The following is a 24,357-nucleotide window of genomic DNA, read 5'->3' on the forward strand; positions in this document are numbered from 1 at the left end:
CCGAGAGCGGGCCGAGAGGGAACCGGGAGTCCCTCCGTGCACGCTGCCCGTCCGAGCCGCCACCGCAAGGAGCACTCCCCATGCCGAAACGCGCCACGACCGCCGCGCCCGACGGGAACACCGCGCCCGACGGGAACACCGCGCCCGACGGGAACACCGCGCCCGACGGGAACACCGCGCCCGACGGGAACACCGCGTCCGCTGGGACCGCCGCGCCCCCCGCGCCGAAGAAGGCCGGTCCCAGGGAATGGGCGGGGCTCGCCGTGCTGGCCCTGCCCACCCTGCTGCTCTCGCTCGACCAGAGCGTGCTGTTCCTGGCGCTGCCACCCCTCGCCGACGACCTGCGGCCGAGCGGCAACCAGACACTGTGGATCATGGACATCTACGGCTTCATGATGGCCGGATTCCTGGTCACCATGGGCACTCTCGGCGACCGGATCGGCCGCCGCAGGCTGCTGATGACGGGCGCGGTCGTCGTCGGCGCGACCTCGGTGCTCACCGCCTACTCCACCAGCGCCGAGATGCTGATCGTGAGCCGGGCCCTGCTCGGGATCGCGGCGGCGACGCTCATGCCGTCGACCCTCGCCCTGATCGGCAACATGTTCCAGGACCCGCAGGAGCGCGGCCGGGCCTTCGCCCTGTGGGCCAGCTGCTTCATGGCGGGCACCGCGCTCGGCCCGGTGATCGGCGGGGTGCTGCTGGAGTACTTCTGGTGGGGTTCGGTCTTCCTGCTGGGCGTGCCCGTCATGCTCGTCCTGCTGATCGCGGGACCCGCGCTGCTGCCGGAGTACCGCGACCCCGAGGCCGGCAGGCTCGACCTGGCCAGTGTGGCGCTCTCCCTGGCGGCCATCCTGCCGGTCATCTACGGCCTCAAGGAGATCACCAAGCACGGCTGGGGCCCCGTGCCGGTGCTGACGGCGCTGGCGGGCGTGGCGCTCGGCGCGGTGTTCGTACTGCGGCAGCGGACGCTGGCCCATCCGGTGCTGGACGTGAGCCTCTTCCGCAACCTCGCCTTCACCTCGTCGCTCCTGATCACCACCCTCCTGATGGTCGGGGTGGCCGGAAGCTACCTCTTCATCACCGGCTTCCTCCAGATGGTCGAGGGCCTGTCCCCGGTGAAGGCCGGGCTGTGGATGGTGCCCTCGGCGGTCGCCTCGATCGTCTCCGCGATGCTGGCGCCCTCGCTGGCCAAGCGCTTCTCCATGGCCTCCGTCATCGCGGCGGGCCTCGCCGTGGCGGCGGTCGGCTACGCGCTGATCGCCTTCGTCGACCCGGTCGGCGGCCTGCCGCTCCTGGTCACCGGCTTCGTGGTCTGCTTCTTCGGCACGGGGCCGGTCGGGGCACTGGGCACCAACCTGGTGGTCAGCTCCGCCCCGCCGGAGAAGGGCGGTTCGGCCGCCTCGCTCCAGGAGACCAGCAGCCACCTGGGCGTGGCCCTGGGCATCGCCGCGCTGGGCAGTCTGGGTTCCGCCGTCTACCGGCACGGGATCACGCTGCCCGCAGGCGTCCCCGCGGAGGCGGCCCAGGAGAGCCGGGGCAGCCTCGAAGGCGCGCTGGCGGCGGCGCCGGACCTGCCGGCAGGCGTCGCGCGCGAGACGCTGGCCGCCGCGCGGGAGGCGTACACCAGCGGGCTGGGCACGATCGCCGTCGTGTGCGCGGCGCTCGCGGCGGGCACGGCGCTCCTCGCGGCCACGGCCCTGCGCCGCGTGGGCCGCCCGGACTGAACGGGTCCCGCGCGGGACGTACGGGGGCCGCCGTCCAGGACGGCGGCCCCCGTACGGTGGCTGCGGCGGGTCAGGGCTTCACGGCGTGCACCACCCGCATGCCGCGCGGCCCCACCTCGTCGTGCCGCACCTCCAGCCCCGCGGCACGGCACTCACCGGCGAACCAGGCGGCGGCCAGCCGCAGTTTGGGGTAGCTGCCGACACGCAGCTCCCACGCGTCCCCCGTCCGGGTGTGGACGAGGTCGTGCACCGTCACGGTGTCCTCGTCGCGGTACTCCAGGAAGCAGGTGAGCAGCTGGTCGTCGGTGCTGCGCACGGGGAGGAAGCGGCCGGTCCCGCGCAGCTCCGCCGTCAGGTCACGGTAGGTGACGACCAGGTGCCCGCCGGGCCGCAGCGCCTGGACGATGTCCCGCAGGAGGGCCGGGACGTCGCTCCTGCGCGGCAGGTGGGGCAGGGTGTCGCCCATGCACACGACGGCCTCGGCCGTGCCCGGCCCGGCCACCTCGGGCAGCGCCTCGCGGAGGTCGCCGAGCACGGTGCGCACCGCCGCGTCGCCCCGCGCGTACTCCCGTACCTCTTCGAGGAGCCGGGGGCTGGAGTCGACCGCGATCACCTGGGCGTAGCCCAGCTCGGACAGCGCCAGGGTCTGGGCGCCGGAGCCGCACCCCAGGTCGATCGCCAGGCTGCCGGCGGCGGAGGTGCCGGACGGGCGCACGCCCAGGGTGCGCAGCAGCTCGGCCTGTCCCGTCGCGGCGGTGCGTACGTCTCCGCCCAGCATCCAGGTGTAGTGCTCGGCGAGCAGCTGGTCGTAGTGCTCTGCGGCGGTGGTCATGAGGCGCTCCTTCGCGGCGTGTTCGGTCGGGGCGGTGCGCGGGCGGGCCGTCGGCGCGGCCGTCAGGGACGGTCCGGCGCGGCGGCGCCGGGGCCGACCGCCGACTCCCCGGTGCGCACCCAGGCGGCGAGGTCGGCGAGGTAGACGTTGGTCAGGGCCGCTTCCAGCGAGTCGCCGAGCGCCGCCCGGTAGGTGGGCGTCGCGTCCGCGTACCGCTGCCGTCCGTCCGGCGTGATGCTCGCGGACACGGCCCGCCCGTCGCCCGAGGGCGTCGTACGCTCGGCCAGCCCGTGGGACTCCAGGCGGGCGACGAGGCGGGTGACCGTGCTGTCCTTGAGGCCGATACGGTCGGCCAGCTCGCCCATCCGCAGGGACGGACCGCTGTCGTGCCGGCCCAGGGCGCACAGGGCCCGGTACTCCGAGAGGGGCAGGCCGTGCCGCCGCCGCAGCGTCTCGTCCAGCCGCTGCTCCACCCGGCCCAGGAGGCGTACGGCCATGCACCAGCGGTCGTCCTCCGCGTCGCTCACGGGACGGAGGGGGTCCTCGCCTGCCGTGCCTGCCGTGTCTGCCCTGCCTGTCGTGTGCTGACTACCCATGCGGGCACGCTATCTGCTTGCTCAAGCAAGAGGAAGCCCCGGAGAGTGACGGTTGCTACACGGAAGGTTGCACGGTTGAGGCCCCGCCTACCGGTGCGGGAAGGCTGAAGACGCCCAGGAAGCGTTCGACCGACCGCACGTCCCCCTCGACCCGGACGTCTCCCGCCGTGATCGCCGCCTCGAGGCCGCCGCCCCGGTACACCACACGGGCGAGGGCGGCGGGTGGGCCGGTGACCACGGCGTCCGGCCGCTCCGCCGAGCCCCGCTCCACGGTCAGCGCCCCGTCCTCCAGCACCGCGCGGGCGACCTCCTCGCCCACGCGCAGTTCGTACCTCCCGCGTACGCCCTCGGCGAGGTGCCGGTCGAAGTTCGTGCGCAAGGACAGCAGGAAGGAGGTGGCGCTGAGGTGTGCGGTGCCGTCGTGGTCGGGGGAGCGGATGGCCCAGCGGCCCAACGTCTGGAGCACCGACTCCAGTTCGCGCCCCCAGTCGGTGAGTTCGTAGACCGTCGCGCCGGCGGGCGGGGGGAGGCGGTGCTTGTGCAGGAGGCCGGAAGCCTCCAGTTCGCTCAGGCGCTGGGCCAGCACGTTGGTCCCGATGCCTGGCAGGTCCGCGCGGAGGCGCCCGTACCTCTTGGGGCCCAGGACCAGTTCGCGGACGACCAGCAGGGCCCAGCGCTCGCCGACCAGATCGAGCCCGTGGGCGACCCCGCAGGCGTCGTGGTAGGTCCGTTTCGTTGCCATGGCCGGCAGTCTAGCGGTCTGCTTCTGTTGTGAAACCTAATACTTGCTTTTTGAAAGTGTTATCTCTAGGTTGACCCTTGCCGGGGGCGGGACGCTGCCCCGGCGCCACCGGACGAAGGAGACCGCCACCGTGACTGCCGCGCCGAAGGGCAACCCGGCCAGCTACTTTCCCGCCATCGAGGAGAAGTACGGCCGCCCCGTCGAGGAATGGATCGGCCTCATCCGCTCCTCGCCCCTGACCAGGCACATGGAGCTGGTCGCCTGGCTCAAGGCCGACCACGGCCTCGGGCACGGCCATGCCAACGCCCTCGTCGCCCATACCCGCGCGAGCGGCGCGTAGGGCGCCGGCCGCTCCGGCGGGGGGTGCGGCGGGCGACTGCAGGAACACCCCTTCCGCACCCGCGGGAGGGTCGAGTGGAACCGATGAGGAGCGCAGGCATCGTGGACCAGGAGCGAGTGAGCGCCACCCTGACCATCGGCGTGCCCGTCACGCGGGTGTTCGAGGTGCTGGCGGACCCGACGACGCATGCGGCGATCGACGGCACCGGCTGGGTCCAGAAGGTCGTCGATCCGGCGCCGCTGACCGAGGCGGGGCAGATCTTCCGGATGGCCATGTACCACCCCGACCATCCCCAGGGTGACTACCAGGTGGCGAACGAGGTCGCGATGATCGACCCGCCGCACGTCATCGGCTGGATGACGGGGGACGAGAAGGACGACGGCCGGCTGGAACTGGGCGGCTGGATCTGGCGCTACGACCTGGTGCCGCTCGGCCCGGCCGAGACGGAGGTCACGCTCAGCTACGACTGGTCGGCGGTGCCCGCGTACGTCCGGGAGTACCTCCGGTTCCCGATGTTCGGCCCGGATCACCTCAGCAACTCGCTGCACCACCTGGCAGGGATCGTCTCCGGGGAGTGAGGCCCCCGGCGACCTATACGGCCTCCGCGGCCCCGAGGCCGGCGACCAGCGCGTCGAGCCCGCGCTTGATGCGTTCCACGTCCCAGCCGCGCTCGGTGCGCTGGAAGTGGAACAGGCCGGGCGTGTACGCCATGAGGAGCAGATCGGCCAGGTACGCGGCGTCCGCGCCGGGGGCGAGTTCCGCGACCATCCCGGCGACCTGCCGGTGGTGCCGGCGGAACGGCGCGCTGCGGTAGCGCCCGGTCGGCACACCCGCCTCGGCCAGGAGCAGCAACTCGCGGTTGTCGTCCACGAGTTCGGCCATGCCGTGCAGGAAGGCGCGCAGCCGCTCGGGGGCCGGCCGGGCGCCGTCCTCGCACGTGCGCGTGAACGCTTCCTGGAAGCGGGTCTCGTTGTCCTCGATGAGCGCGTAGACGAGGCCCGCCCGGTCGTGGAAGCGCCGGTAGACCGTGCCGACCCCGACGCCCGCCTCCTTGGCCACCGCGTCCAGGGAGAGTCCGGCGGAGCCGTTCGCCGCGAGCAGGCGCCGGGTGGCGTCGAGGATGCGGAGGCGGTTGCGGGCGGCGTCGGCGCGCTCGGCGCGCTCGGTGGGGGCGGTCATGCGGGGCAGCGTAGCGGAGCGGCGGAGAGTTCTCCGGTTGTCCTCTGGGAATCGGAGGATTCTCCGGTTAGGCTGGCGGCACGTCAATCGGAGGGTTCTCCGTTTGTTGTCGCGGGCTCCTGCCCGCCCCGTCCGTAAGGGGAATCACGCCATGACCGCCACCACCGCCCCGAGCACCGACCGCGCACTCACTCTCGACGGTCAGCGGATCGGCATCGCCTACCACGCGATCGCCGCCGTACGGGACCGCCTCCTCGCCGCCTCGGGCCTGACCTTCCACCAGGCCGCGGCGCTCAATGCCCTCGCCGACGGCGCCGGCCGCGCCGGTGCGGTGGGCCGCATGACGGCGACGCTCAAGATCAGTGAGGCGGAGGCGGACGCCCGGCTGGGCGAACTCGCCGAGGCGGGCCTGATCGACGACGCCCGCACGTCCCTGACCGACCGGGGCGGCAGCGTCCAGCAGGGGTTCGCGGACGCCGTGGCCGAGACGGCCGTGCGGCTGTACGGCGATCTCCCGGCGGCCGAGCGCGAGATCGCCGCCCGTGCGCTGGTCCATGTCACCGCCCGGGCGAACGCCGAACTCGCCGCCGGTGGGCACCGCCCCCGGAAGGGGCCGTCCGGGAAGGCGGAGGTGCTTGACGTTTAGATGTATGTACGTGCATGCTTTCCAGCAAGAGAGTGCACGTACATGCAACTTATTCGAACTCCGGGAGCCCCCATGACCACGACCACCACCCCCGCCGCCGCATGAGCCGCGCCACAGCGCAGCGCACCGTCTCGGAGGAGGAGCGGGCAGCCCTGGCCCCGTTCGTCCAGCAGTCCGTGGAGCTGAGCCGGGCGCGGGTCGCCGAAGGCGGCATCCCCTTCGCCGGGCTGGTGCTCCGCGAGGGACGGGTCCTGGGCGAGGGCGTCAACCGGGTCCGCGAGGAGCGGGACGCCACCGCCCACGCGGAGGTCGTCGCCCTGCGGCAGGCCGCCGCGCGGCACGGCCTGTACGCCACCGCCGGGGCGGTGCTGATCGCCTCCGGAGAGCCCTGCGGCCTGTGCTACCTGGCCGCACGGCACTTCGGCATCGCCCACATCGTCCATGCCGCCGACCGGCACACCGCCGCCCGCTACGGCTTCGACTACCGGGGCACGTACGCCGCCTTCGCCCAGGACCCGGCCTCCTGGCCGCTCACCGTCACCGCCCTGCCCGTGCCCGGCGCCGAGCAGCCCTTCATCGACCACCTCGAGCAGAACGGACAGATCTGATGACCCCTCAGCAAGCCGCCCCCGTAAGGATTCAGGTGTGGTCCGACTACGTCTGCCCGTTCTGCATGCTGGCCGAGGAGCCGCTGCGCGAGGGCACCGCGGGGCTCGACGTGGAGATCGAGTGGATGCCTTTCGAGCTGCGCCCCTACCCGCAGGCCACGCTCCGCCCGGAGGACGACTACCTGCCGGCGATCTGGCAGCGCGCGGTCTACCCGATGGCCCGCAGGCTGGGCGTCGAACTCACCCTGCCGACCGTCTCGCCGCAGCCGTACACCCGGCTCGCCTTCGAGGGGTACCGCTTCGCCGCCGAACGCGGCCTGGCCGAGCGGTACAACAGCCGCGTCTTCCGCGCCTTCTTCCAGGAGGACCGGGACATCGGCCAGGTGTCGGTGCTGGCCGAGCTTGCCGGTGAACTCGGCCTGGACGCGGGGGAGTTCACCGAAGCGCTGACCTCCGGCGCGTACACCGAGGCGCACCGCAGGGCGCTGCTGGAGGCCGCCGCGCACGGGGTCTCCGCCGCGCCGACGATCCTGGTCGGCGGCACCCACCGGCTCGTCGGCGCCCCGCAGCCGGCCGAGCTGCGGCGCGCGGTGCTGGAGGTCCAGGCCGCGGGGGCCGAGCAGGTGCCGGTGTACGGCGCGGTCTGCGGAATCGACGGATGCTGAGACGGCGGATGCCGAGGCGGCGGGGGCGGGGGGAAGACCGGCGAGGGCGTAATGGTTGCATGAGCATGTATCTTTACCATGCAGCATCCACCGGAGGAGGAACTCCCATGCCGCCCACCACCGCCCCCCGCACCCCGTCCCTCTCCGCCGACGTCGCGATGTGGGACCGCGTCCAGAGCCTCTACGCGCGCGTCGAACGGGAGCTGGCGCACGTGATGCAGCGGCGGCACGGGATCGGCCTGTCGGAGTACCTCGCCCTGGAGAAGCTGTACCAGGCCCCCGACAGCGAGCGGCGCATGCAGGAGCTGGCCGACGGCATCGGGCTCGGGCAGAGTTCGGTGACCAGGCTGGTCGGGCGGCTGGAGACGGCCGGGTTCGCGTACAAGGACCTGTGCCCGGACGACCGGCGCGGCGTCTACGCCGTCGTCACCGAGGCGGGGCGCAAGCGGTACGAGGACGCCCGCGCCACCTACGCCGAGGCGCTCTCCGCCGCGCTGGACTCGGCCGCGCAGGACGCCGCCGCGCAGGACGCCCGCCCGCGCGGCATCGTCGACGCCCTGCGCGCCGCGGGCTGACCGGGGCGCCCCGCTTCGGGCGCCCCGGCCCGGCCCGGCGCCGGGTGCCGCCGTTACGCGGCGGTGGCGGGCCGCGTACGGCCCATGACGAGGACGATCAGGGTCGCCAGCAGCAGCAGCCCGGCACCGCCCAGGAACGCCGCCGCGTAGCCGTCCGTGACGGCTCCCTTGCCGCTGCCTCCGTCGGTGACGAAGATCGCGACCACGTTGAGCACCGAGATGCCGATCGCGCCGCCGATCTCCCGGGTCGCGTTGGTCAGGGCGCTGGCCACTCCGCTCTCCTCCGGCGCCACGCCGTCCAGCGTGAGCCGCATGACCGTCGTCAGCGCCGCGCCGATGCCGAGGCCGATCAGGAGCTGCGAGGGGAACAGGACGGTCCAGAAGCCGGTGTCCGGCTCGATGGTGCCGGTCAGGGCGCATCCGGCGGCGCTGAGCAGGAGGCCGCCGGTCATCACGGTGCGCGCGCTCAGCCCGGCGAGCGCCTTGCCCGTCGCGATGGAGCCGAAGAGGATGCCGGCGCCGATGGGCACGAAGGCCAGGCCGGTCATCAACGCCGAGTATCCCTTGACGAGTTGGAGGAAGTAGGTGAGGAAGAGGTAGTACGCGTAGAGCCCGCTCGCGATGAGGACCACGACGAGGTAGCCGCCGCCGCGCACCCGGTGCAGCACGATGCGCAGCGGCATCATCGGCTCCGCCGACCGGTGCTCGATCCAGACGAAGAGGGCGAGGACGAGCAGTCCGGCGCCGCCGAACACCAGAGTGCTCGTGCCCAGCCAGCCGTCCTCCACGGCCTCCGAGATGCCGTAGATCAGCGATCCGACGCCGAGCGTCGCGGTCAGCGTCCCGGGCAGGTCGAGCCGGGAGGACGCGGCGCCCTTGCTCTCGGTGAGCCCGCGCAGCGCCGGGCCGATGAGCAGCAGCACCACCGGAACGTTGAACCAGAGGCACCAGCGCCACGAGAGGTACTCGGTGAGCACCCCGCCGAGGATCATGCCCACCACGCCGCCGGTGCCGACCGCGGCGCCGAAGATGCCGAAGGCCTTGGCGCGTTCGGCGTCCGAGGTGAAGAGGGTGGTCAGCAGGGCCAGCGCGGCCGGTGCCAGGAAGGCGGCGGCCACGCCCTGGGCGGCGCGGGCGAGCAGCAGCATGGCCTCGTTCACGGCGAAGCCGCCGACCGCGGACGCCACGGCGAAGCCGACCAGTCCGGCGATGAAGAGCTTCTTGCGCCCCTGGAGGTCGCCCACCCGCCCGCCGAGCAGGAGGAACCCGCCGAAGGTCAACGAGTAGGCGGTGACCACCCATTGGCGGCTGGAGTCCGACATCTCCAGCGCCGACTGCGCCGACGGCAGGGCGATGTTGACCACCGAGGCGTCGAGCACGACCAGCAGTTGGGCCGCGACGATGATCCACAGCGCCCGCCAGCGCCGGGGATCGCCCTCGTCGGGCAACGGCTGCTCTGCTCCGGATTTGCGGACATCGGAGTGTGACATCGGTCCTCGCTCAGGTTGGGCGGCGTGCCTGATCGGCTGGTACGGGCGCGCCGAAGGGGGGCTCCCGGCAGAGGGCCGGGAGGCGCGTCGGATCGAGGGAGGTCACCGCGGAGCCCGCCGGACGGCGGTGGGCAGGCGGCGCTCCCGGTCGATCCCCTCCGGTCCGCTGCGACGGTCAAGGTCGTCAGCGGCCCGCGCCGGGCCCTGTGCAGGCAGGTGGCCGGTGGCCGCCCGCACCGGGGGAGTACGGGTCGGCCACCGTATTGCTCTTACTTTATAACACGCTGTCGGAAAGTTGCCGAGCCCTGATCCCGGAGGGACTCGAGGGTGAGCGGAACCAGCTCAGCGGCGGCCGGCGACCCCGTCCAGGAAGAGGCCGAGCTTGCGCTCGAACCAGTCCGCGGGCGGGCCCGCGACGGCGTCGGCCAGGACATCGCGCAGCCGCGGGTCGAAGGTGTGCATCCACGGGCCGATCAGTTCGCGGCGGCGCCGGTGGACCGCCGCGATGGCGCCGGCGGCCTCGTCGGCGGCATCGGACCCGGCCCCGTCACCGGGCCCGGCGTCGCCGCTCCCCTGCGGAAGGACGGCGAGGAACGCCTGCGTGACCAGCTCTGCGAGCATGTCCATGATCAGGACGGAGTCCTCGGCCGAGAACCCGTAGCCCAGCAGCGCGACCCCCGTCCGGTTCTCGCGCCCCACCAGCCCGGGGCCGGTGAGCCGCAGCGCGGTGATCTCCTGCGCCAGCCCGGGGCGGGTGGCGAACAGCTGCCAGTGCGCCCACGCCGTCGCGGTGAGGAAGGCCCGCCAGTCCTCGCCCGGCTCCGGCCACTCGATCGCGTCGACGGCGTGGTCGGCGGCGGCCGCGGCGAGGGCGTCGCGGCTGGGGAAGTACCGGTAGAGCGTCGAGTGGGAGATGCCGAGGCGCTCGGCGACGGCCGGCATCGTCAGCCGGGCGAACCCGATGCCGAGCGCCGCGGCGATGATCGTCTCCCGGTCGGCCATGGGTGGTCGGCCCATGCGGCGCGGACGTGAGCCCTTGGTGCCTGCTCCGGTGTCCCGCGTGCTCATGGGCGAGGTCCCTTCTGTCGACTCCGCACCCATAGTAGGAACTGCGCGCGCGGCTGCCGGGACGGAAGGCCGTGCCGCCGACTATTCGGGAACCGGATACCCGCATCGGCATCCCGGCATGTACACGCCGTAATCGCGGGAACAGCATCAGTCCATGCCCTGCCCCCTCATGCTCTGACGGGAGTACCTCGCATGGACCACGTCTCACGCCGAAAAGTCCTGCTGGGCAGCGCGGCGCTCGGCGGCGCGGCGGCGGCCGGCCTCGGCCCGCTCGCCGCCCCCGCGACCGCCGGCGGACCCGCGTCCGGCCGCTTCGGTCCCTCCAGCCCCGCCGGCCCGGCCGTGACGGTGACCCCCGGCGACGCCCGCTACCCCGACCTGGTCTCCGGCAGCAACGGCCGCTGGCGCGGCAGCCCCGGGGCCGTCCGCATGGTGCTGGACACCGAGCAGGCCGTCGGCGCGGTCCAGGACGCCGTACGGGCCAAGAAGCGCGTCGCGGTGCGCAGCGGCGGCCACTGCTACGAGGCCTTCGTCTTCCACCCGAAGGCCGAGGTCGTCATCGACATGTCGGCCATGAACTCCGTCTCGTACGACGCGAAGCTCCGCGCCTTCGCCGTCGACGCGGGCTGCACGCTCTGGGAGGTCTACCAGGAGCTGTACCGCGTGTGGGGCGTGACCGTCCCCGGCGGCACCTGCGGTTCCGTCGGCGCGGGCGGGCACATCTGCGGCGGCGGCTACGGGATGCTGTGCCGCCAGGCCGGGCTGACCGTCGACCACCTCTACGCCGTCGAGGTCGTCGTGGTGGACGGCGACGGCCGGGCCCGCGCCGTGCTCGCCACCCGTGAGGAGAACGACCCGCACCGCGAGCTGTGGTGGGCGCACACCGGTGGCGGCGGCGGCAGCTTCGGCGTCGTCACCCGGTACTTCCTGCGCACCCCGGGCACCGGGGACCTCGCGCCCGAGGAGCAGCTGCCCAGGCCGCCCGGCCAGGTCTACGTCCACTCCCAGTCCTGGCCCTGGAGCGACCTCACCGAGGCCCGCTTCCGCATGCTCCTGCGGAACTACGGCGCCTTCCACGAGGAGCACAGCGCCCCCGGCTCGCCGTACGCGGGCCTGTTCAGCATGCTGGTGCTCAGTACGGCGGCGAGCGGGGAGATCTCCCTGTCGACGCAGCTGGACGCCACCCGGCCCGACGCGGCGCGGCTGCTGGAGGAGTACCTCGCCGCGATCGGCGCCGGGCTGGGGCAGCCGCGGCCGATGGCGCGGCGCGCGGGCGAGCTGCGGGCGAGACCGGAACTCTTCGCCGCGCAGAAGCAGTCGTGGCTCGCCGCGACCCGTGCGCACTCCGGCAGCGGCTGGGGCGGGCGCGGCGACTACAAGTCGGCGTACCTGCGCAAGGGCTTCCCCGACGGGCAGATCGCGGCCGTCTACCGGAACCTCACCGAGACGAAGCTGACCGGCGCGCTGCTCCAGGTCGACTCGTACGGCGGCCAGGTCAACGCGGTGGCGCCGGACGCGACCGCCGTACCGCAGCGCGACTCGGTGCTCAAGCTCCAGTACCAGGCGTACTGGCGGGAAGGGGCCGAGGAGGCCGCGAAACTCGCCTGGATACGCGGCATCTACCGCGACGTCTACGCCGAGACGGGCGGCGTCCCCGTCCCCGGCGAGATCACCGACGGCTGCTACATCAACTACCCGGACATCGACCTCGGGGACCCCGAGTGGAACAGCTCCGGCGTCCCCTGGCACGACCTCTACTACAAGGGCGGCTACGCCCGGTTGCAGCGGGCGAAGGCGCGCTACGACCCGGGCGACGTCTTCCGCCACGCCCAGTCCGTACGCCTGCCGGACGCGGACTGAGGTCACGGGCGGGGCTATCCGAATGGCCCTCATTCCCCTCCCGGATGAGAGCTGACGTCCGTTCCGCCCCTGTGTTCAATCAGGTGCATCGCATCCGCGTCGAAACCGGAGGAGACGGCTGTGCAGGATGACCGCGTGGCGGGGCCCGGCGGACGAACCGTGGTGGTGACCGGCGGAACCGGCGGGATCGGCGCCGCGATCGCGGGGCGGTTCGCCGCGGACGGGGACGACGTCGTCGTCGCGGGGCTGGACGCGGAACGCGCCGCGGACGACCTGCCCGCCCAGGTGCGCGCCGTACCGCTCGACATCCGGCGGAACGGCGAACTCCACGCCTTCCTCGCCGAGTTCGATCAGCTGCACGTCCTGATCAACGCAGCCGGCGTCATCGCCCGCGGGAGGGAGTTCGAACCCGAGGTCTTCGCCGACGTCGTCGGGGTCAACCTGAACGGCACGATGCGCTCCTGCGTCGCCGCCCGCGAGGCGTTGGCCGGCTCCGGCGGCTGCATCGTCAACATCGCCTCCATGCTGAGCTTCTTCGGCGGCGGGCGGGTGCCCGCGTACAGCGCCAGCAAGGGCGGGGTCATGCAGCTCACCAAGTCCCTCGCGGTCGCCTGGGCGGATCAGGGAATCCGGGTGAACGCCGTCGCGCCCGGCTGGATTCGCACCGGACTGACCAGCGAACTGCACGAGAGCGCCGAGAGCAGCAAGCGCATCGTCGACCGCACACCGATGGGCCGCTGGGGCACGCCCGCGGACATCGCCGGGGCCGTGTCCTTCCTGGCGGGTCCCGACGCGGCCTTCATCACCGGGGCCGTGCTGGCCGTCGACGGCGGCTATCTGGCCGCGTGAACCGCACCGCCCCTGCCACCGCCCTCGCCACCCAGCGAACCGCGAACCGCGAACCGCAGGAAAGGACCCCGCCCATGGCCGTCATCCCCACCTCCTCCGCCGTGCCGCCGGAGATCGCCGTAGCCGCGCTGCCCGAGGACGACCGGGTCTGGGTGCCGCAGGCGCCGAACGTCTGGTTCCGGCCGCTGATGTTCAACACCGTGACCGGCCAGTGGTGCAACCTGCTGAAGGTGACCGCCGCCGGTGTCGTCTCCCGGCACCGGCACCCGGGAGTCGTCTTCGGCTACGTGATCAAGGGCCGGTGGCAGTACCACGAGCACGACTGGGTCGCCGAGGCCGGGCACTTCGTGTACGAGCCGCCCGGGGAGATCCACACGCTGGAGGTGCCGCCCGACTGCTCCGAGATGATCACATTCTTCAACATCACCGGCGCCATGGCGTACGTGGACGAGAACGGCGTGCAGACCGGCTACGAAGACACCTTTACGAAGATCGGTATGTGCCGGTCCCATTACGCGAAGAACGGGCTCGGTGCCGACTACACAGACCAGTTCATCCGGTAATGCGAGGCAGCGGCTCAGGGAGGCGGATGCCAAAGGGTATTCCTTCCGGTTCGCCGCAGGTATCGTCCTAGTCGATCTCGATGATCGGAGGACGGCATGGACCTCAGCAGCGTGCATCACTACCGCATCGACTGGATCACCAGCTTCGTCGCCGTGGCCCGCCACGGCAGCTTCTCCGCCGCCGCCAAGTCCCTCTACCGCTCCCAGCCGCGGGTCAGCAGCCACGTCGCCGCCCTGGAGCGGCTCGTGGGCTGGCGGCTGGTGGACCGCTCGGTGCAGCCCTCGATCCTCACCCCCGAGGGCCGCGGACTCCTGCCCCACGCCGAGGAGATCATCCGGCGCCTGGACCTGCTGGCCGAGACCGCCGACGGCACCGTGCGCGGCACGGTACGGCTCGGCTGCTACCCGAGCGCCGCCGCGTACCTCTACCCGCGGATGGTCCGGGCGCTGCGCTCGGCCCATCCGCAGGTGCGCCTCGTCCTGCACGAGGGCCCCAGCCTGGAGTTGGGCGAGCAGTTGGTGGACGGGGGCGTCGACCTGGCCGTGCGCCCGCTGCACCCGCTGGTCAACTCACACCGGGTGACCAGCCAGGTGCTGTGGCGTGAGCCGCTGGTCGCCGTGGTCCGCACCGACCATCCGCTCGCCGGGGCGGAGGGGGTGACGCTGGCGGAGGCCGCCCGGCTGCCGGTGATCAGCATCGGCGAGAGCGACGACGGGCACAGCCGCCAGTACGAGACCAACCTCGCCTTCGCCAACCTGGGCCTGCACCCGGTCATCAGCGAACGCACCAACCAGCCGCAGACGCTGATCTGCCTCGTCCGCCACGGGCTGGGCGTCGGCGTCACCAACGCCCTCGCCATGACCACCGCCAACACCGACGGTGTCTCGCTCGTCCCGCTCGTGGACGCGGGCTGCCAGCGCGTCGTCGCCGCCTGGTGGCGGATGAACGAGGGCCCCTCGCCGGCGGTCGAGGCCGTACGGGACTGCCTGAGCAAGCTCGAACCGCCCACCTGGCCATGGCCGCAGCCGGAGCCGCAGCCGACGTCGCAGCCGGTGTCGCAGCCCCAGCCGCGCGGCACCGCCGCGGAGCCGCTGCCCTCCTCCGGTTAGGGCGCCCGCCCCGCCGCACCCGGCCCCATCCGCTTCTGGAATACCCGCATTCGAGCCCGGTACTTAACCGCTCCTCCATTCCACCCCTACGGTTTTCCTGACCGAAAGAACGGGGTCGACCGAGTAGTTCCAGAAACGCGTTCTGGCATGTGCTGCCAGCATAGAACGGAGCCCACACGAAATGACCACGATAATTCCCGGCGAGACCATCCGGGCATTCCGTGCCGTCACCACCGCCTCGGTGGCCGACGCGGTGGAGCAGACGGGCCGCCGCGGCTACCTGTCCGGCAGCATCCGGCAGATGCTCCCCGGCAAGCTCGTCGGCCCCGCGGTCACGGTCCTCGAGGTGCCCTCCCCGGACCCGGTTCCGCCCGCCCACGCGCTGCGCGCCATCGACGAGTCGGAGCCCGGCAGCGTCATCTGCATCGCCGCCGGGGGCGCGGACGTCGCCGTCTGGGGTGGCCTGATGTCGGCGGGTGCCGTGGCCAACGGGATCGCCGGCGCGGTCCTGGACGGGGGCGTGCGCGACGTCGAGGAGATCCGCCGCGACTACCCCGGACTCCCCGTGTACGCCCGGGGGCGCGTGCCCGCCACGACCGTGGGCCGCTATCGCACGGTGTCCCTCAACGAGGCGGTGGAGCTGGGCGGCGTGACCATCCGCCCCGGCGACCTCATCGTGGCCGACACGGACGGGGTGGTGTGCGTACCGGCGGAAGACGTCGGCACCGTGCTGGAGATGGCGCAGCAGATCGAGGAGCGGGAGCGGCAGCAGACCGCGCTGATACTCGAATCGGGTTCGCTCGCCAGCGGCCTCGAGAAGTACCACCGGATCTAGGTCCTCTCGTTGGGATCTTGCCGGGCTCGCGTGCCCTGGCGGCGCACCTCGCTGCGTTGTCGTCAGTCGCCGACGCTCCGCGTCGACTCCCTCCTCCGCCTTGCGAGCCACACCACCAGACCCCGCTCCCTTACCCGACAAGATCCCAACGAGAGGACCTAGCCGTGGCGGACATCCTCGCGGTCGGAGAACCGCTCCTCGAGTTCAACGCCGGCACCCCCGGCACCCCCGGCACCGAGGGCACCGGCGGGCCGCAGCCGGTCCGGGAGGCGGACGCCTTCGCCGTCGGATACGGCGGCGACACCTCCAACTTCGCGATAGCCGCCCGCCGCTCCGGCGCCCGCACCGGCTACGTCACCCGGGTCGGGGACGACGACTTCGGCGCGGCGCTGCTCAGCCTGTGGGAGCGGGAGGGGGTCGGCACCACGCACGTGGTCCGCGAGCCCGGCGGGCGCACCGGCATCTACTTCATCTCCCGCTCACCCACCGAGAGCAGGTTCACCTACTACCGCGCCCACTCCGCCGCCAGCAGGCTGGCCCCCGCCGACATCCCGGCCGACGCCGTACGGCAGGCCCGCCTGATCCACCTCAGCGGCATCACCCAGGCCATCAGCACCAGCGCCTGCGACGCCACCTTCCACGCCATGGAACTGGCCCGCGCCGCCGGGACGCTGATCAGCTACGACCCCAACCTCCGGCCCGCCCTGTGGCCCGCCGAGCGCGCCCGCGCCGTGGTCATGCGCAGCGTCGAGCTGTGCGACCTGGCCCTGCCCAACCTGGGGGAGGGCCGGCTGCTCACCGGCGAGTACGACGCCGAGGACGTGCTCGCCGCCTTCGTACGGCGCGGCCCCTCGACCGTGGTGCTGAAGATGGGCGCCCAGGGGGCGCTGCTGGCCCACGAGGGCACGGTCACACACATCGCGCCGTACCCCGTGGAGGCGGTGGACGCCACCGGGGCGGGCGACACCTTCGACGGTGCCTTCGCGGCCCGGCTGCTGGAGGGCATGCCCGCGCCGGACGCCGCCCGCCACGCGGCGGTCGCGGCGGCGCTGACCACCACCGGGCCCGGCGCGGTCACCCCGATCCCCGGCCGCGACGCCGTGGACGCGGCGCTCGCAGGCGGCCGACGCACCGTCAGACAGTCCACACCGATCAGGAGTTGAGTCATGTTGCGCGCGAAACGCCACATCGTGGTGGCGGCCTGTTCGGGCATCCTGCTGCTCGCCGGGTGTTCCGGCGGGACCACCGTCGACGACGACGTGTCCGGCGGCGACGCCCCCGCCTTCACCAAGGTCAAGGCCGGATACGTGTCCGCGATCGACCAGACCGGCCTGCCGGCCGGGCTGGAGGCGGGCCACTTCGACGAGCAGAACCTGAACGTGAAGCTCAGCGACCCCTTCCCCACCGGCGTCGACGCGCTCAACGCGCTCCAGGCCGGCGAGGTCGACTTCGTACAGGTCGGCACGCCCGCCATCGCCGCCGCGCAGAAGGGCATCGACCTCGCCCTGGTGGGCAACTACACCGGCTCCGCCAGCAAGCAGAGCATCGACGAGACGATGGCCGTGGTGGCGGGAGCCGACTCCGGGGTGGACGGTGACGACCTCAAGACCCTGCGCGGCAAGCGCGTCGGCGTCTCCGAGGGGTCCATCAACCACCTCTACCTGCTGGGCCTGTTGCAGAAGGCCGGGCTCAAGGCGGGCGACGTCAAGGTCGTCAACACCGAACCCCCGGACATGGCGGTGGCCCTGAAGACCGGCGGCATCGACGTCGCCATCGTCTGGGACCCCTTCCCCATCCAGATCACCCAGCAGGTCGACGGCGCCGAGGAGGTGCTGCGCGGCGGCGGCCACATCCCCTTCGTGGGCTACATCGTGACCACCCGCAAGTACGCCGCCGAACACCCCGACATCGTCGAACGCTTCCTGACCGCGCGGGCCACGACGGACCAGTGGATGCGCGAGAACCCTGAGCGCGCCGCCAACTCGGCGACCCGCTGGCTGCCCGGCACCAAGGAGTCGGTCGCCCAGGAGTCGATGAAGCACAACGTCAAGCAGCTCGACCCGCGCTTCTCCACCTGCAACTACCTCGCGCTGGACACCCTCGCCCGGCTGCTGGCCGAACAGGGCAACACCAAGCCCGGCTTCGACGTGAACAAGTACTTCCAGCCCGCTCCCCTCCTCAAGGTGATGGACAAGCACACCAAGCTCTTCACCGACCTGCCCCCCGTACCGGGCTCCGCCGTGATCGACGACGGCTACACCTTCGACCGCAAGAGCGCCACGAAGGCGTGCCCCTCGTGACGGCGCCGCCCCTCAAGGCGATCCCGCGCCGACCGCCCCGGCGCGGCCCCCGCTCCCGTGCCGCCGGACGGCTCTCCTCCGCCCTGTGGTTCGGCGGGCCGCTGCTGGCGCTGGTGGCGGCCTGGGCCGCCGTGGTCGCCGTCTCCGGTGTGCCCATGCGGACCTTCCCGCAGGTCACCGACGTGGCCGGGGCGCTGGGCGAGATGTGGGCCGACGGGGACCTCGTCCGCCATCTGGGCGCCAGCCTGCGGCGGATGGGCATCGGGATGGTGCTCGCGCTGGTCACGGCGCTGCCGTTCGGCATCGCACTGGGCGCCAGCTCCGCCCTCTCCGCGTTCTTCACCCCGCTGCTGCGCTTCTCGGTGGCGCTCGCGGGGATCGCCTGGATTCCGGTCGCCACCCTGTGGTTCGGGTACGGCGACCGCGCGGTGATCTTCATCGTGTGGAACGCGATGTTCTTCGCGCTGACCTACAACGCGATGCTCGGCGTCCGGCAGATCCCCACCCCGCTGCTGCGCGCCGCGCGCAGCATGGGCACCGGCAGGCTCCGGATGTTCTGGGAGATCCTGCTGCCGGGCGCCCTGCCCAGCATTGTCACCGGCCTGCGGGTCGGCCTGGGCTACGGCTGGCGCGGCCTGGTCGCCGCCGAGATCATCGCGGGCAGCGCGGGCCTGGGCTACTCCCTCTTCCAGGCGCAGAAGTACTTCCAGACAGACGTGATCATCGCCTCCATGGTGATCATCGGCGTGCTGTGGCTGCTGATGGACCGGCTCATGCTGGCCCCGCTGGAGCGCCGCACCGTCGAACGCTGGGGCATGACGGGAGGGCGGGACTCATGACGTCGGTGACCACCCCGAAGGACGCGCGGCGCGGCACGCGCAAGGGCGCCGGGAAGGGCGCCGGCAAGTACGGGGGCAGGGGCCGGGGCACCGGCTCCGGCCCGGGAGCGGCCCGGCGCCTGTGGCTGCGGTGCACCCGCAGCGGCACCTTCCGTACGCTCGGCCCCTTCGTGCCGGTGATCGCCCTGTGGTGGCTGCTCGCCGCGCTCGAGGTGTTCCCGGAGTCCTTCTTCGTCGGCCCGCCCGCCGTGGTCGACAAGCTCGGCGAGATGGTGGAGAAGGGCATCCTGCCCGGCTATCTCTCCGACTCGCTCACGCGGCTGTCCTACGGCGTCGGCTTCGGCCTGCTCATCGGGCTGCCGCTGGGCTTCGCCGTGGCGATGATCGGCTGGCTGCGCCGCTTCTGCTGGCCGATCCTGCTGTTCTTCCAGGCCATCGCGGACATCGCGTGGCTGCCGATCGTCATCGTGTGGTTCGGCTTCAGCCTGACCTCGGTGACCTTCGTCCTTGCCTACACGATCGTCTTCCCGCTGATGCTCAGCGTCGTCGCCGGTGTCGAGCAGGTGCCGCGCGAACTGATCCGGGCGGCGCGCAGCATGGGCGCCGGGCGGTGGCGGGTGTTCCTGGAGGTGATCGTGCCCGGGGCGCTGCCCTCGGTGGCCGGCGGCATCCGCACCGGGCTCGGCTACGGCTGGCGGGCCCTGGTGGCCGCCGAGATCATCGTCGGCACCAGCGGCGTCGGCTTCATGATGTTCGACGCCCGCCGGTCGGGCGACATCAGCCAGGTGTTCCTGGGCATGGCGGTGCTCGGCGTGCTCTGGTACGCGCTCGACGCCCTGATTCTGGCCCCGTTCGAGCGGGCGACCGTCGAACGCTGGGGGATGGTACGCACGATGGAGGACGACGGATGACCGCGCTCGAGATCGACCGACTGCACAAGGCCTATACCGACTCCTACAGCGGTGAGGAGGTCACGGCCATCGACGAGGTCTCCTTCGCGGTGGAGCAGGGGGAGTTCGTCTCCGTGCTGGGGCCCAGCGGCTGCGGCAAGACCACCGTCCTCAACATCGTGGCCGGCTTCGTACGCAAGAGCGGCGGCACGGTCGTCGTGGACGGCCGCCCGGTCGACGGGCCGGGCCCGGACCGGGGCGTCGTCTTCCAGAGCCACGCGCTCTTCCCGTGGAAGACGGTGCTGGGCAACGTGGTCTTCGGGCTGCGCATGCGCGGCGTGCCGCGCGCCGAACGCACCGCCAGGGGAAAGGAGTTCCTGGACCTGGTCGGGCTCGACGGCTTCGGCCACCGGTATCCGCACGAGCTGTCCGGCGGCATGCAGCAGCGCCTCGGCGTGGCCCGGGTGCTGGCCAACGAGCCCGCCGTGATGCTCATGGACGAGCCGTTCGCCAGCATCGACGCGCAGACGCGCCGCAAGCTCCAGGAGAACCTGATGGAGATCTTCGAGAAACGGCGGCCGACGGTCTTCTTCGTCACCCACGACGTGGACGAGGCGGTGTTCCTCTCCGACCGGATCGTGGTCCTCTCCAACCGGCCCAGTCGGGTGCGGGAGATCGTCGACGTACGGCTGCCACGGCCGCGTACCTGGCAGGAGACGGGCGAGCTGGCGGACTTCCGCCGTACCGCGAACCGGGTCAACGAGCTGCTGGCGGGAGATGGGGACGATGCCGACCCAGTTGTCGCTTCCGCGTAGGGCCGCGAAGAGCCCCACGCTCCGCAAGATCGCGGTGGTGATCCTGCTCGTGGCCGCGTACCAGATCTGGCTGACCGTGCAGGCCGACGGGAAGGCGGGCCCCGGCGTCGGGGCCGAGCGGGACCAGCGCGGCCGGTTCTCCGTCGAGGTCGAGCTGGGCTTCGCACCGGAGCGGTACCACATCCTGCAACTCCAGAAGCACGGCCGCATCGCGGGCACCGACGGGCACGTGGTGCATCTGCGCAGCGTGGCGCCCGCCGGAGTCGACGCGCTCGCCCGCTGGTACTGGGTCGAGAGCATCGAGGCACCGAAGGGAGGCGGCTCCCCGGGGTGAGCAACCGGCGTGCGGCGTACGGGCCGTGGGCGCGGCCCGCCGGGATGCGGGTATTCGGAATGCGGATCGGCCCCCCTCCGAATCGCGAGCCGGGATTGTCCGCCGCTCGGGCCCCCGGTAGACGGGACGCATGCTCCGTACCGATCTGCGTCTCGAGTGGCTCGTATCGTTCCTCAGCGTCGTGGACACAGGAAGCTTCAGTGCCGCGGCCGAGGTCATCCATCGCTCCCAGCCGAGGGTGAGCATGCACGTGGCCGCCCTGGAGAGGGAGGCAGGCGTACTGCTCTTCGACCGCGACCACCGCCCCGTGTCGCTCACCGACGCGGGTGCGGTGCTCGCCGACCACGCCCGCACCATCCTGCGGCAGCTCTCCGGCGCGGAGGCGGCCATGGCCGGCTACCGCGGAGCTGCCCTGGGGATGGTGGCCCTGGGCAGTTATCCGAGCGCCAGCGTGGCGTTCGTGCCGCAGCTGCTGGAGCGGATGGCGCGAACCCGCCCCGCCATGAAGGTGGTTCTGGTGGAGCGCTCCACTCTGGAGCTGGACCGGGCGCTGGCCGCGGGGGAGGTGGACATCTGCCTGCGCCCCATGTCGCCGCCGACCGGCCCCTCGGTCGAGTACCGCCCGCTGTGGTGGGAGGGGCTGATCGTCGTGCACCGCCCCGACCACCCGCTGGCCTCGCTGCCTGAGCCGCTGCCGGTCGCGGCGGTGGCCGAGCACCCGATCATCACCATCGGGCGGCTCGGCTCGCCGGAGGCGATGGGCTTCGAGACCTACCGCGCCTTCCGCGAGCGCGGCCTGGAACCGAACGCGGTGCAGGCGACGAACCAGCCGCAGACCCTCATCTCGCTGGTACGCAGCGGGCTCGGCGTCGGGGTCACCAACCTCCTGGCGGTCGCCACCGCCGACACGGCCGGGGTGGTGGCCCGCAAGCTCGACGTCCCCTGCGGCCGTCGGGTCGCCGTGCACTGGAGCACGACCAGCCCGCTGTCACCGGCCGCGCGCACGCTGCTGCGGGAGATCGAGGCGTCCGACGTGCCGGAGGGGACCCGCCGCCTGTCCCTGGAACCGGCGGCCCCGGACGCGGCCCCGGACCCTCTGGCCGTGGTGCCGGATTCGAACGCGCAGCGCCAGCCTATGTGATGACGATCCGTCAGAAATGACGGGCGGAGGGACGGGGCCGAGCCCTGCCGAGCGGCATCCGAGTTGCGAATAGCCGCATAAGAACGACGCGCTTAACGCCCGGCCCCGCCCTCCCTAGCGTGATCCGCACAACAAACCCACGAGGTGATGAGGAGCAGGTATGGCGACGAACGCAGTTTCTCGCCGCGCGATGCTCGGTCGGGGCGCAGCCGCGGGCGGGGCCTTCGCCCTGGGGCCGCTGCTGGCGGGCGAGGCCATGGCGGCGGGCAGAACCAACGGCCCCGGCAGCGGCAAGGGCGGGAGGACCAGCGGCTACAAGGAGATCGGCGTCCGCCCGCTGATCAACGGGCGCGGCACCTACACCGTCCTCAGCGGTTCCCTGATGCTGCCCCAGGTACGGGACGCCATAGACGAGGCCGCCCGCTCGTACGTGCAGATGGACGAGCTGGCCGACGGCGTCGGACGGCGGCTCGGCGAGCTGACCAAGTCCGAGTTCGGGATGGTCAGTTCGGGGTGCTCGGCCGCGCTGGGCCACGCCGCCGCGGCGTGCGCGATGGGCGGGAACCCCGATCTGCACATCCAGGTCCCGGACCTCACCGGCTTCGGCAAGACCGAGGCGATCATCCCGAAGCACTCGCGCAACGTGTACGAGGCGGCCATCAGCATGGTCGGCCTCAAGGTGGTCGAGGTGGAGACGCGCGAGGAGCTGAAGGCGGCGCTCGGGCCGCAGACGGCGCTCGTCTACATCTTCGCCATGCCCCGGGTGGACAAGAGCGAGCTGGACACCCGGACGATCGCCGAACTCGCCCACGCCGCGGGCGTACCCGTGCTCGTCGACGCCGCCGCGGAGATCCTCACCATCCCGAACGTGCACCTCCGGCGCGGCGCCGACCTGGTGGCGTACAGCGGCGGCAAGGCGATGCGCGGCCCGCAGTCGGCCGGGATACTCCTGGGCCGCGAGGACCTCGTGCGGGCCGCCTGGGTGCACAGCGCGCCGCACCACGGGTTCGCCCGCGGGTTCAAGGTCGGCAAGGAGGACGCGATGGGGATGCTCGCGGCCGTGGAGATGTGGACGCGGCGCGACCACAAGGCCGAGTACGCGAGATGGACCTCGTGGCTGAAGTCCATCGCCCGCCGCGTCTCCTCCGTCAAGGGCGTCAGCACCGAGATCACGCAGCCCGAGGGGCTGTCCAACCGGACGCCGACGCTGACCGTCCGCTGGGACGCCGAGAAGCTCGGCGTCACGGGGCAGACCCTCGTGGACACGCTCTACGAGGGCGAGCCGCGCATCGCCATCAACGCCGCGGGCGGCGGCGCCCCCGGGCAGACCGGCCTGTCCGTCACCCCCTACATGCTGGAGCGGGGCGACGAGAAGACCATCGGCGACGCGGTCGTACGGCTCCTGAAGGACCCGCCCCCGCCGCCGCCGAAGCCCAAGCCGCCCGCCGTGGAGGTCGGCGGCACCTGGGCGGTCACGATCAAGTTCGCCGCGAGCACCTCGACCGCGCACGAGCTGGAGCTGAGCCAGGACGCCGACGGCGCCGTCACCGGCAGCCACACCGGCGAGTACGTCACCCGCATCGCGCGCGGCAGCGTCAGCGGCACCGAGGTGACGGTGCGGACCGTCTACGGCGAGGAGCACGGGGACTCCCTCAACTACACCTTCACCGGCACGGTCGACGGCGACCGGATCAGCGGCCGTCTCGACATGGGCGAGTACCTCAAGGCGACCTGGTCCGCCACCCGGAAGTCCTGACCGGCGGCGCGCGTCACCCCCGTCATGCACGGGCCGTGCATGTCATGCACCGACCAAACCGCCCAAACCCCTGTACGTGAACCCAGCACTGGAGGAAGCGTGTCCTCGAACCGACGGGACTTCATCCGCAAGGCCCCCGCCGTGGCGGCCGTCGCCGCCGTACCGGTGGTGGCAGGCGCCGGGAGCGCCAACGCCGCCGAGGCCGGGCACGGCCGCCCGCACCGGCCGAAGAAGGAGGTCCACTACCCCGACGGCTCGCAGCCGCCGGAGAACCCGCTGTTCAGCCCGATCGTGACCTACGGGAACATGGTCTTCATCTCCGGGATCGGCGCCCACTTCGAGGGCGGCATCCGCGAGCACACCGACCACGTCCTGAACGAGGTCGAGCGCTACCTCGAATCCGTGGGCTCCTCCATGGCGAAGGTCCTCAAGGTCAACGTCTACCTCGACACGCTGGACGACTACGACGGCATGAACGAGGTCTTCCTCGGCCGCTGGGGCCGCGAGCCCGGCGTACGCACCACCATCGCCGCCGCCGCGGGCATCCCCGGCGACTCACTGGTCGAGATCGACTGCATCGCCGTCATCTGAGATTGGAGT

Annotated in this window: 27 protein-coding genes; 21 read left to right on the top strand and 6 right to left on the bottom strand. The window is 72.3% G+C overall.

The genetic code is table 11. The annotated features are described in order from the left end of the window. Positions 1–80: 80 nt before the first annotated feature. Positions 81–1,724 (top strand): MFS transporter, encoded by a 1,644-nt coding sequence (locus H299_RS36460; protein WP_078513055.1) that lies wholly within the window; start codon positions 81–83, stop codon positions 1,722–1,724. A gap of 70 nt (positions 1,725–1,794) precedes the next feature. Here H299_RS36460 and H299_RS0126585 read toward each other — a convergent pair whose 3' ends face one another. The 3 genes from H299_RS0126585 to H299_RS0126595 all read right to left on the bottom strand — a co-directional run bounded on the left by H299_RS0126585 (position 1,795) and on the right by H299_RS0126595 (position 3,894). Beyond that, positions 1,795–2,556, bottom strand: a complete 762-nt coding sequence (locus H299_RS0126585) for a class I SAM-dependent methyltransferase (protein ID WP_027750889.1) — start codon at positions 2,554–2,556, stop codon at positions 1,795–1,797. Positions 2,557–2,618: 62 nt separating this feature from the next. Continuing rightward, positions 2,619–3,083 carry a MarR family winged helix-turn-helix transcriptional regulator gene (locus H299_RS0126590; RefSeq protein WP_486587430.1) on the bottom strand — a complete coding sequence of 155 codons (465 nt, stop codon included), beginning with the start codon at positions 3,081–3,083 and terminating at the stop codon, positions 2,619–2,621. Positions 3,084–3,207: 124 nt separating this feature from the next. Next, positions 3,208–3,894 (bottom strand): transcriptional regulator, encoded by a 687-nt coding sequence (locus H299_RS0126595; protein WP_027750891.1) that lies wholly within the window; start codon positions 3,892–3,894, stop codon positions 3,208–3,210. A 130-nt stretch (positions 3,895–4,024) separates the two neighbouring features. Here H299_RS0126595 and H299_RS0126600 point away from each other — a divergent pair, with 130 nt between their 5' ends. Continuing rightward, positions 4,025–4,234 carry a DUF4287 domain-containing protein gene (locus tag H299_RS0126600; RefSeq protein ID WP_027750892.1) on the top strand — a complete coding sequence of 70 codons (210 nt, stop codon included), beginning with the start codon at positions 4,025–4,027 and terminating at the stop codon, positions 4,232–4,234. Between the two features lie 101 nt (positions 4,235–4,335). Then, complete coding sequence (locus tag H299_RS0126605) at positions 4,336–4,812, top strand: polyketide cyclase (RefSeq protein WP_027750893.1); 477 nt, start codon at positions 4,336–4,338, stop codon at positions 4,810–4,812. A gap of 13 nt (positions 4,813–4,825) precedes the next feature. Here H299_RS0126605 and H299_RS0126610 read toward each other — a convergent pair whose 3' ends face one another. Continuing rightward, on the bottom strand, positions 4,826–5,413 hold the full coding sequence (locus H299_RS0126610) for a TetR/AcrR family transcriptional regulator (protein ID WP_027750894.1): 588 nt from the start codon (positions 5,411–5,413) through the stop codon (positions 4,826–4,828). Between the two features lie 151 nt (positions 5,414–5,564). Between H299_RS0126610 and H299_RS36465 the strand changes: the two genes are divergently transcribed. From H299_RS36465 to H299_RS0126630, 4 genes are all read left to right on the top strand, one after another. Beyond that, complete coding sequence (locus H299_RS36465) at positions 5,565–6,059, top strand: hypothetical protein (protein ID WP_051262865.1); 495 nt, start codon at positions 5,565–5,567, stop codon at positions 6,057–6,059. Positions 6,060–6,160: 101 nt separating this feature from the next. Beyond that, a complete protein-coding gene (locus H299_RS0126620) occupies positions 6,161–6,667 on the top strand; it encodes a nucleoside deaminase (RefSeq protein WP_078513056.1) in 507 nt (168 codons plus the stop codon). Further along, on the top strand, positions 6,667–7,332 hold the full coding sequence (locus H299_RS0126625) for a DsbA family oxidoreductase (protein WP_037760608.1): 666 nt from the start codon (positions 6,667–6,669) through the stop codon (positions 7,330–7,332). The genes H299_RS0126620 and H299_RS0126625 overlap by 1 nt, the downstream gene beginning before the upstream one ends. A 107-nt stretch (positions 7,333–7,439) precedes the next feature. Continuing rightward, complete coding sequence (locus tag H299_RS0126630; RefSeq protein WP_027750897.1) at positions 7,440–7,907, top strand: MarR family transcriptional regulator; 468 nt, start codon at positions 7,440–7,442, stop codon at positions 7,905–7,907. Between the two features lie 53 nt (positions 7,908–7,960). Here the strand turns inward: H299_RS0126630 and H299_RS36470 are convergent, their stop codons facing one another. Continuing rightward, complete coding sequence (locus tag H299_RS36470; RefSeq protein WP_078513057.1) at positions 7,961–9,397, bottom strand: MFS transporter; 1,437 nt, start codon at positions 9,395–9,397, stop codon at positions 7,961–7,963. Between the two features lie 342 nt (positions 9,398–9,739). Beyond that, positions 9,740–10,465, bottom strand: a complete 726-nt coding sequence (locus tag H299_RS0126640) for a helix-turn-helix domain-containing protein (RefSeq protein ID WP_027750898.1) — start codon at positions 10,463–10,465, stop codon at positions 9,740–9,742. Positions 10,466–10,657: 192 nt separating this feature from the next. Here H299_RS0126640 and H299_RS0126645 point away from each other — a divergent pair, with 192 nt between their 5' ends. The 14 genes from H299_RS0126645 to H299_RS0126710 all read left to right on the top strand — a co-directional run bounded on the left by H299_RS0126645 (position 10,658) and on the right by H299_RS0126710 (position 24,348). Continuing rightward, positions 10,658–12,325 (top strand): FAD-binding protein, encoded by a 1,668-nt coding sequence (locus H299_RS0126645; protein WP_027750899.1) that lies wholly within the window; start codon positions 10,658–10,660, stop codon positions 12,323–12,325. Positions 12,326–12,445: 120 nt separating this feature from the next. Then, the gene (locus tag H299_RS0126650) at positions 12,446–13,174 is read left to right on the top strand and encodes an SDR family oxidoreductase (protein WP_199782505.1); all 729 of its coding nucleotides are present in this window, start codon (positions 12,446–12,448) and stop codon (positions 13,172–13,174) included. A gap of 74 nt (positions 13,175–13,248) precedes the next feature. Then, a complete protein-coding gene (locus H299_RS0126655; protein ID WP_027750901.1) occupies positions 13,249–13,737 on the top strand; it encodes a 2,4'-dihydroxyacetophenone dioxygenase family protein in 489 nt (162 codons plus the stop codon). A 96-nt stretch (positions 13,738–13,833) separates the two neighbouring features. Beyond that, a complete protein-coding gene (locus H299_RS36475; protein WP_051262866.1) occupies positions 13,834–14,847 on the top strand; it encodes a LysR family transcriptional regulator in 1,014 nt (337 codons plus the stop codon). A 181-nt stretch (positions 14,848–15,028) separates the two neighbouring features. Beyond that, the gene (locus H299_RS0126665; RefSeq protein WP_037760615.1) at positions 15,029–15,682 is read left to right on the top strand and encodes an RraA family protein; all 654 of its coding nucleotides are present in this window, start codon (positions 15,029–15,031) and stop codon (positions 15,680–15,682) included. 164 nt (positions 15,683–15,846) lie between these two features. Then, positions 15,847–16,845 (top strand): sugar kinase, encoded by a 999-nt coding sequence (locus tag H299_RS36480; RefSeq protein WP_051262867.1) that lies wholly within the window; start codon positions 15,847–15,849, stop codon positions 16,843–16,845. A gap of 3 nt (positions 16,846–16,848) precedes the next feature. Continuing rightward, on the top strand, positions 16,849–17,982 hold the full coding sequence (locus tag H299_RS0126675; protein ID WP_051262868.1) for an NrtA/SsuA/CpmA family ABC transporter substrate-binding protein: 1,134 nt from the start codon (positions 16,849–16,851) through the stop codon (positions 17,980–17,982). Beyond that, entirely contained in the window at positions 17,979–18,821 is an 843-nt protein-coding gene (locus H299_RS0126680; protein WP_486587431.1) for an ABC transporter permease, read from the top strand. The genes H299_RS0126675 and H299_RS0126680 overlap by 4 nt, the downstream gene beginning before the upstream one ends. After that, positions 18,818–19,732, top strand: coding sequence for an ABC transporter permease (locus H299_RS0126685; protein WP_078513058.1), 915 nt, complete (start codon positions 18,818–18,820; stop codon positions 19,730–19,732). The genes H299_RS0126680 and H299_RS0126685 overlap by 4 nt, the downstream gene beginning before the upstream one ends. Further along, entirely contained in the window at positions 19,729–20,526 is a 798-nt protein-coding gene (locus tag H299_RS0126690; protein ID WP_027750906.1) for an ABC transporter ATP-binding protein, read from the top strand. The genes H299_RS0126685 and H299_RS0126690 overlap by 4 nt, the downstream gene beginning before the upstream one ends. After that, positions 20,498–20,860: a hypothetical protein gene (locus H299_RS0126695; RefSeq protein ID WP_027750907.1), complete on the top strand. Its 363-nt coding sequence runs from the start codon at positions 20,498–20,500 to the stop codon at positions 20,858–20,860. The genes H299_RS0126690 and H299_RS0126695 overlap by 29 nt, the downstream gene beginning before the upstream one ends. Before the next feature lie 130 nt (positions 20,861–20,990). Further along, on the top strand, positions 20,991–22,001 hold the full coding sequence (locus H299_RS36485) for a LysR family transcriptional regulator (protein ID WP_078513059.1): 1,011 nt from the start codon (positions 20,991–20,993) through the stop codon (positions 21,999–22,001). Positions 22,002–22,161: 160 nt separating this feature from the next. After that, on the top strand, positions 22,162–23,757 hold the full coding sequence (locus H299_RS0126705) for an aminotransferase class V-fold PLP-dependent enzyme (protein WP_486587432.1): 1,596 nt from the start codon (positions 22,162–22,164) through the stop codon (positions 23,755–23,757). Positions 23,758–23,856: 99 nt separating this feature from the next. After that, a complete protein-coding gene (locus H299_RS0126710; protein WP_027750909.1) occupies positions 23,857–24,348 on the top strand; it encodes a RidA family protein in 492 nt (163 codons plus the stop codon). The last annotated feature ends 9 nt before the right edge of the window (positions 24,349–24,357 follow it).

The sequence above is a fragment of the Streptomyces sp. CNH287 genome (assembly GCF_000424825.1).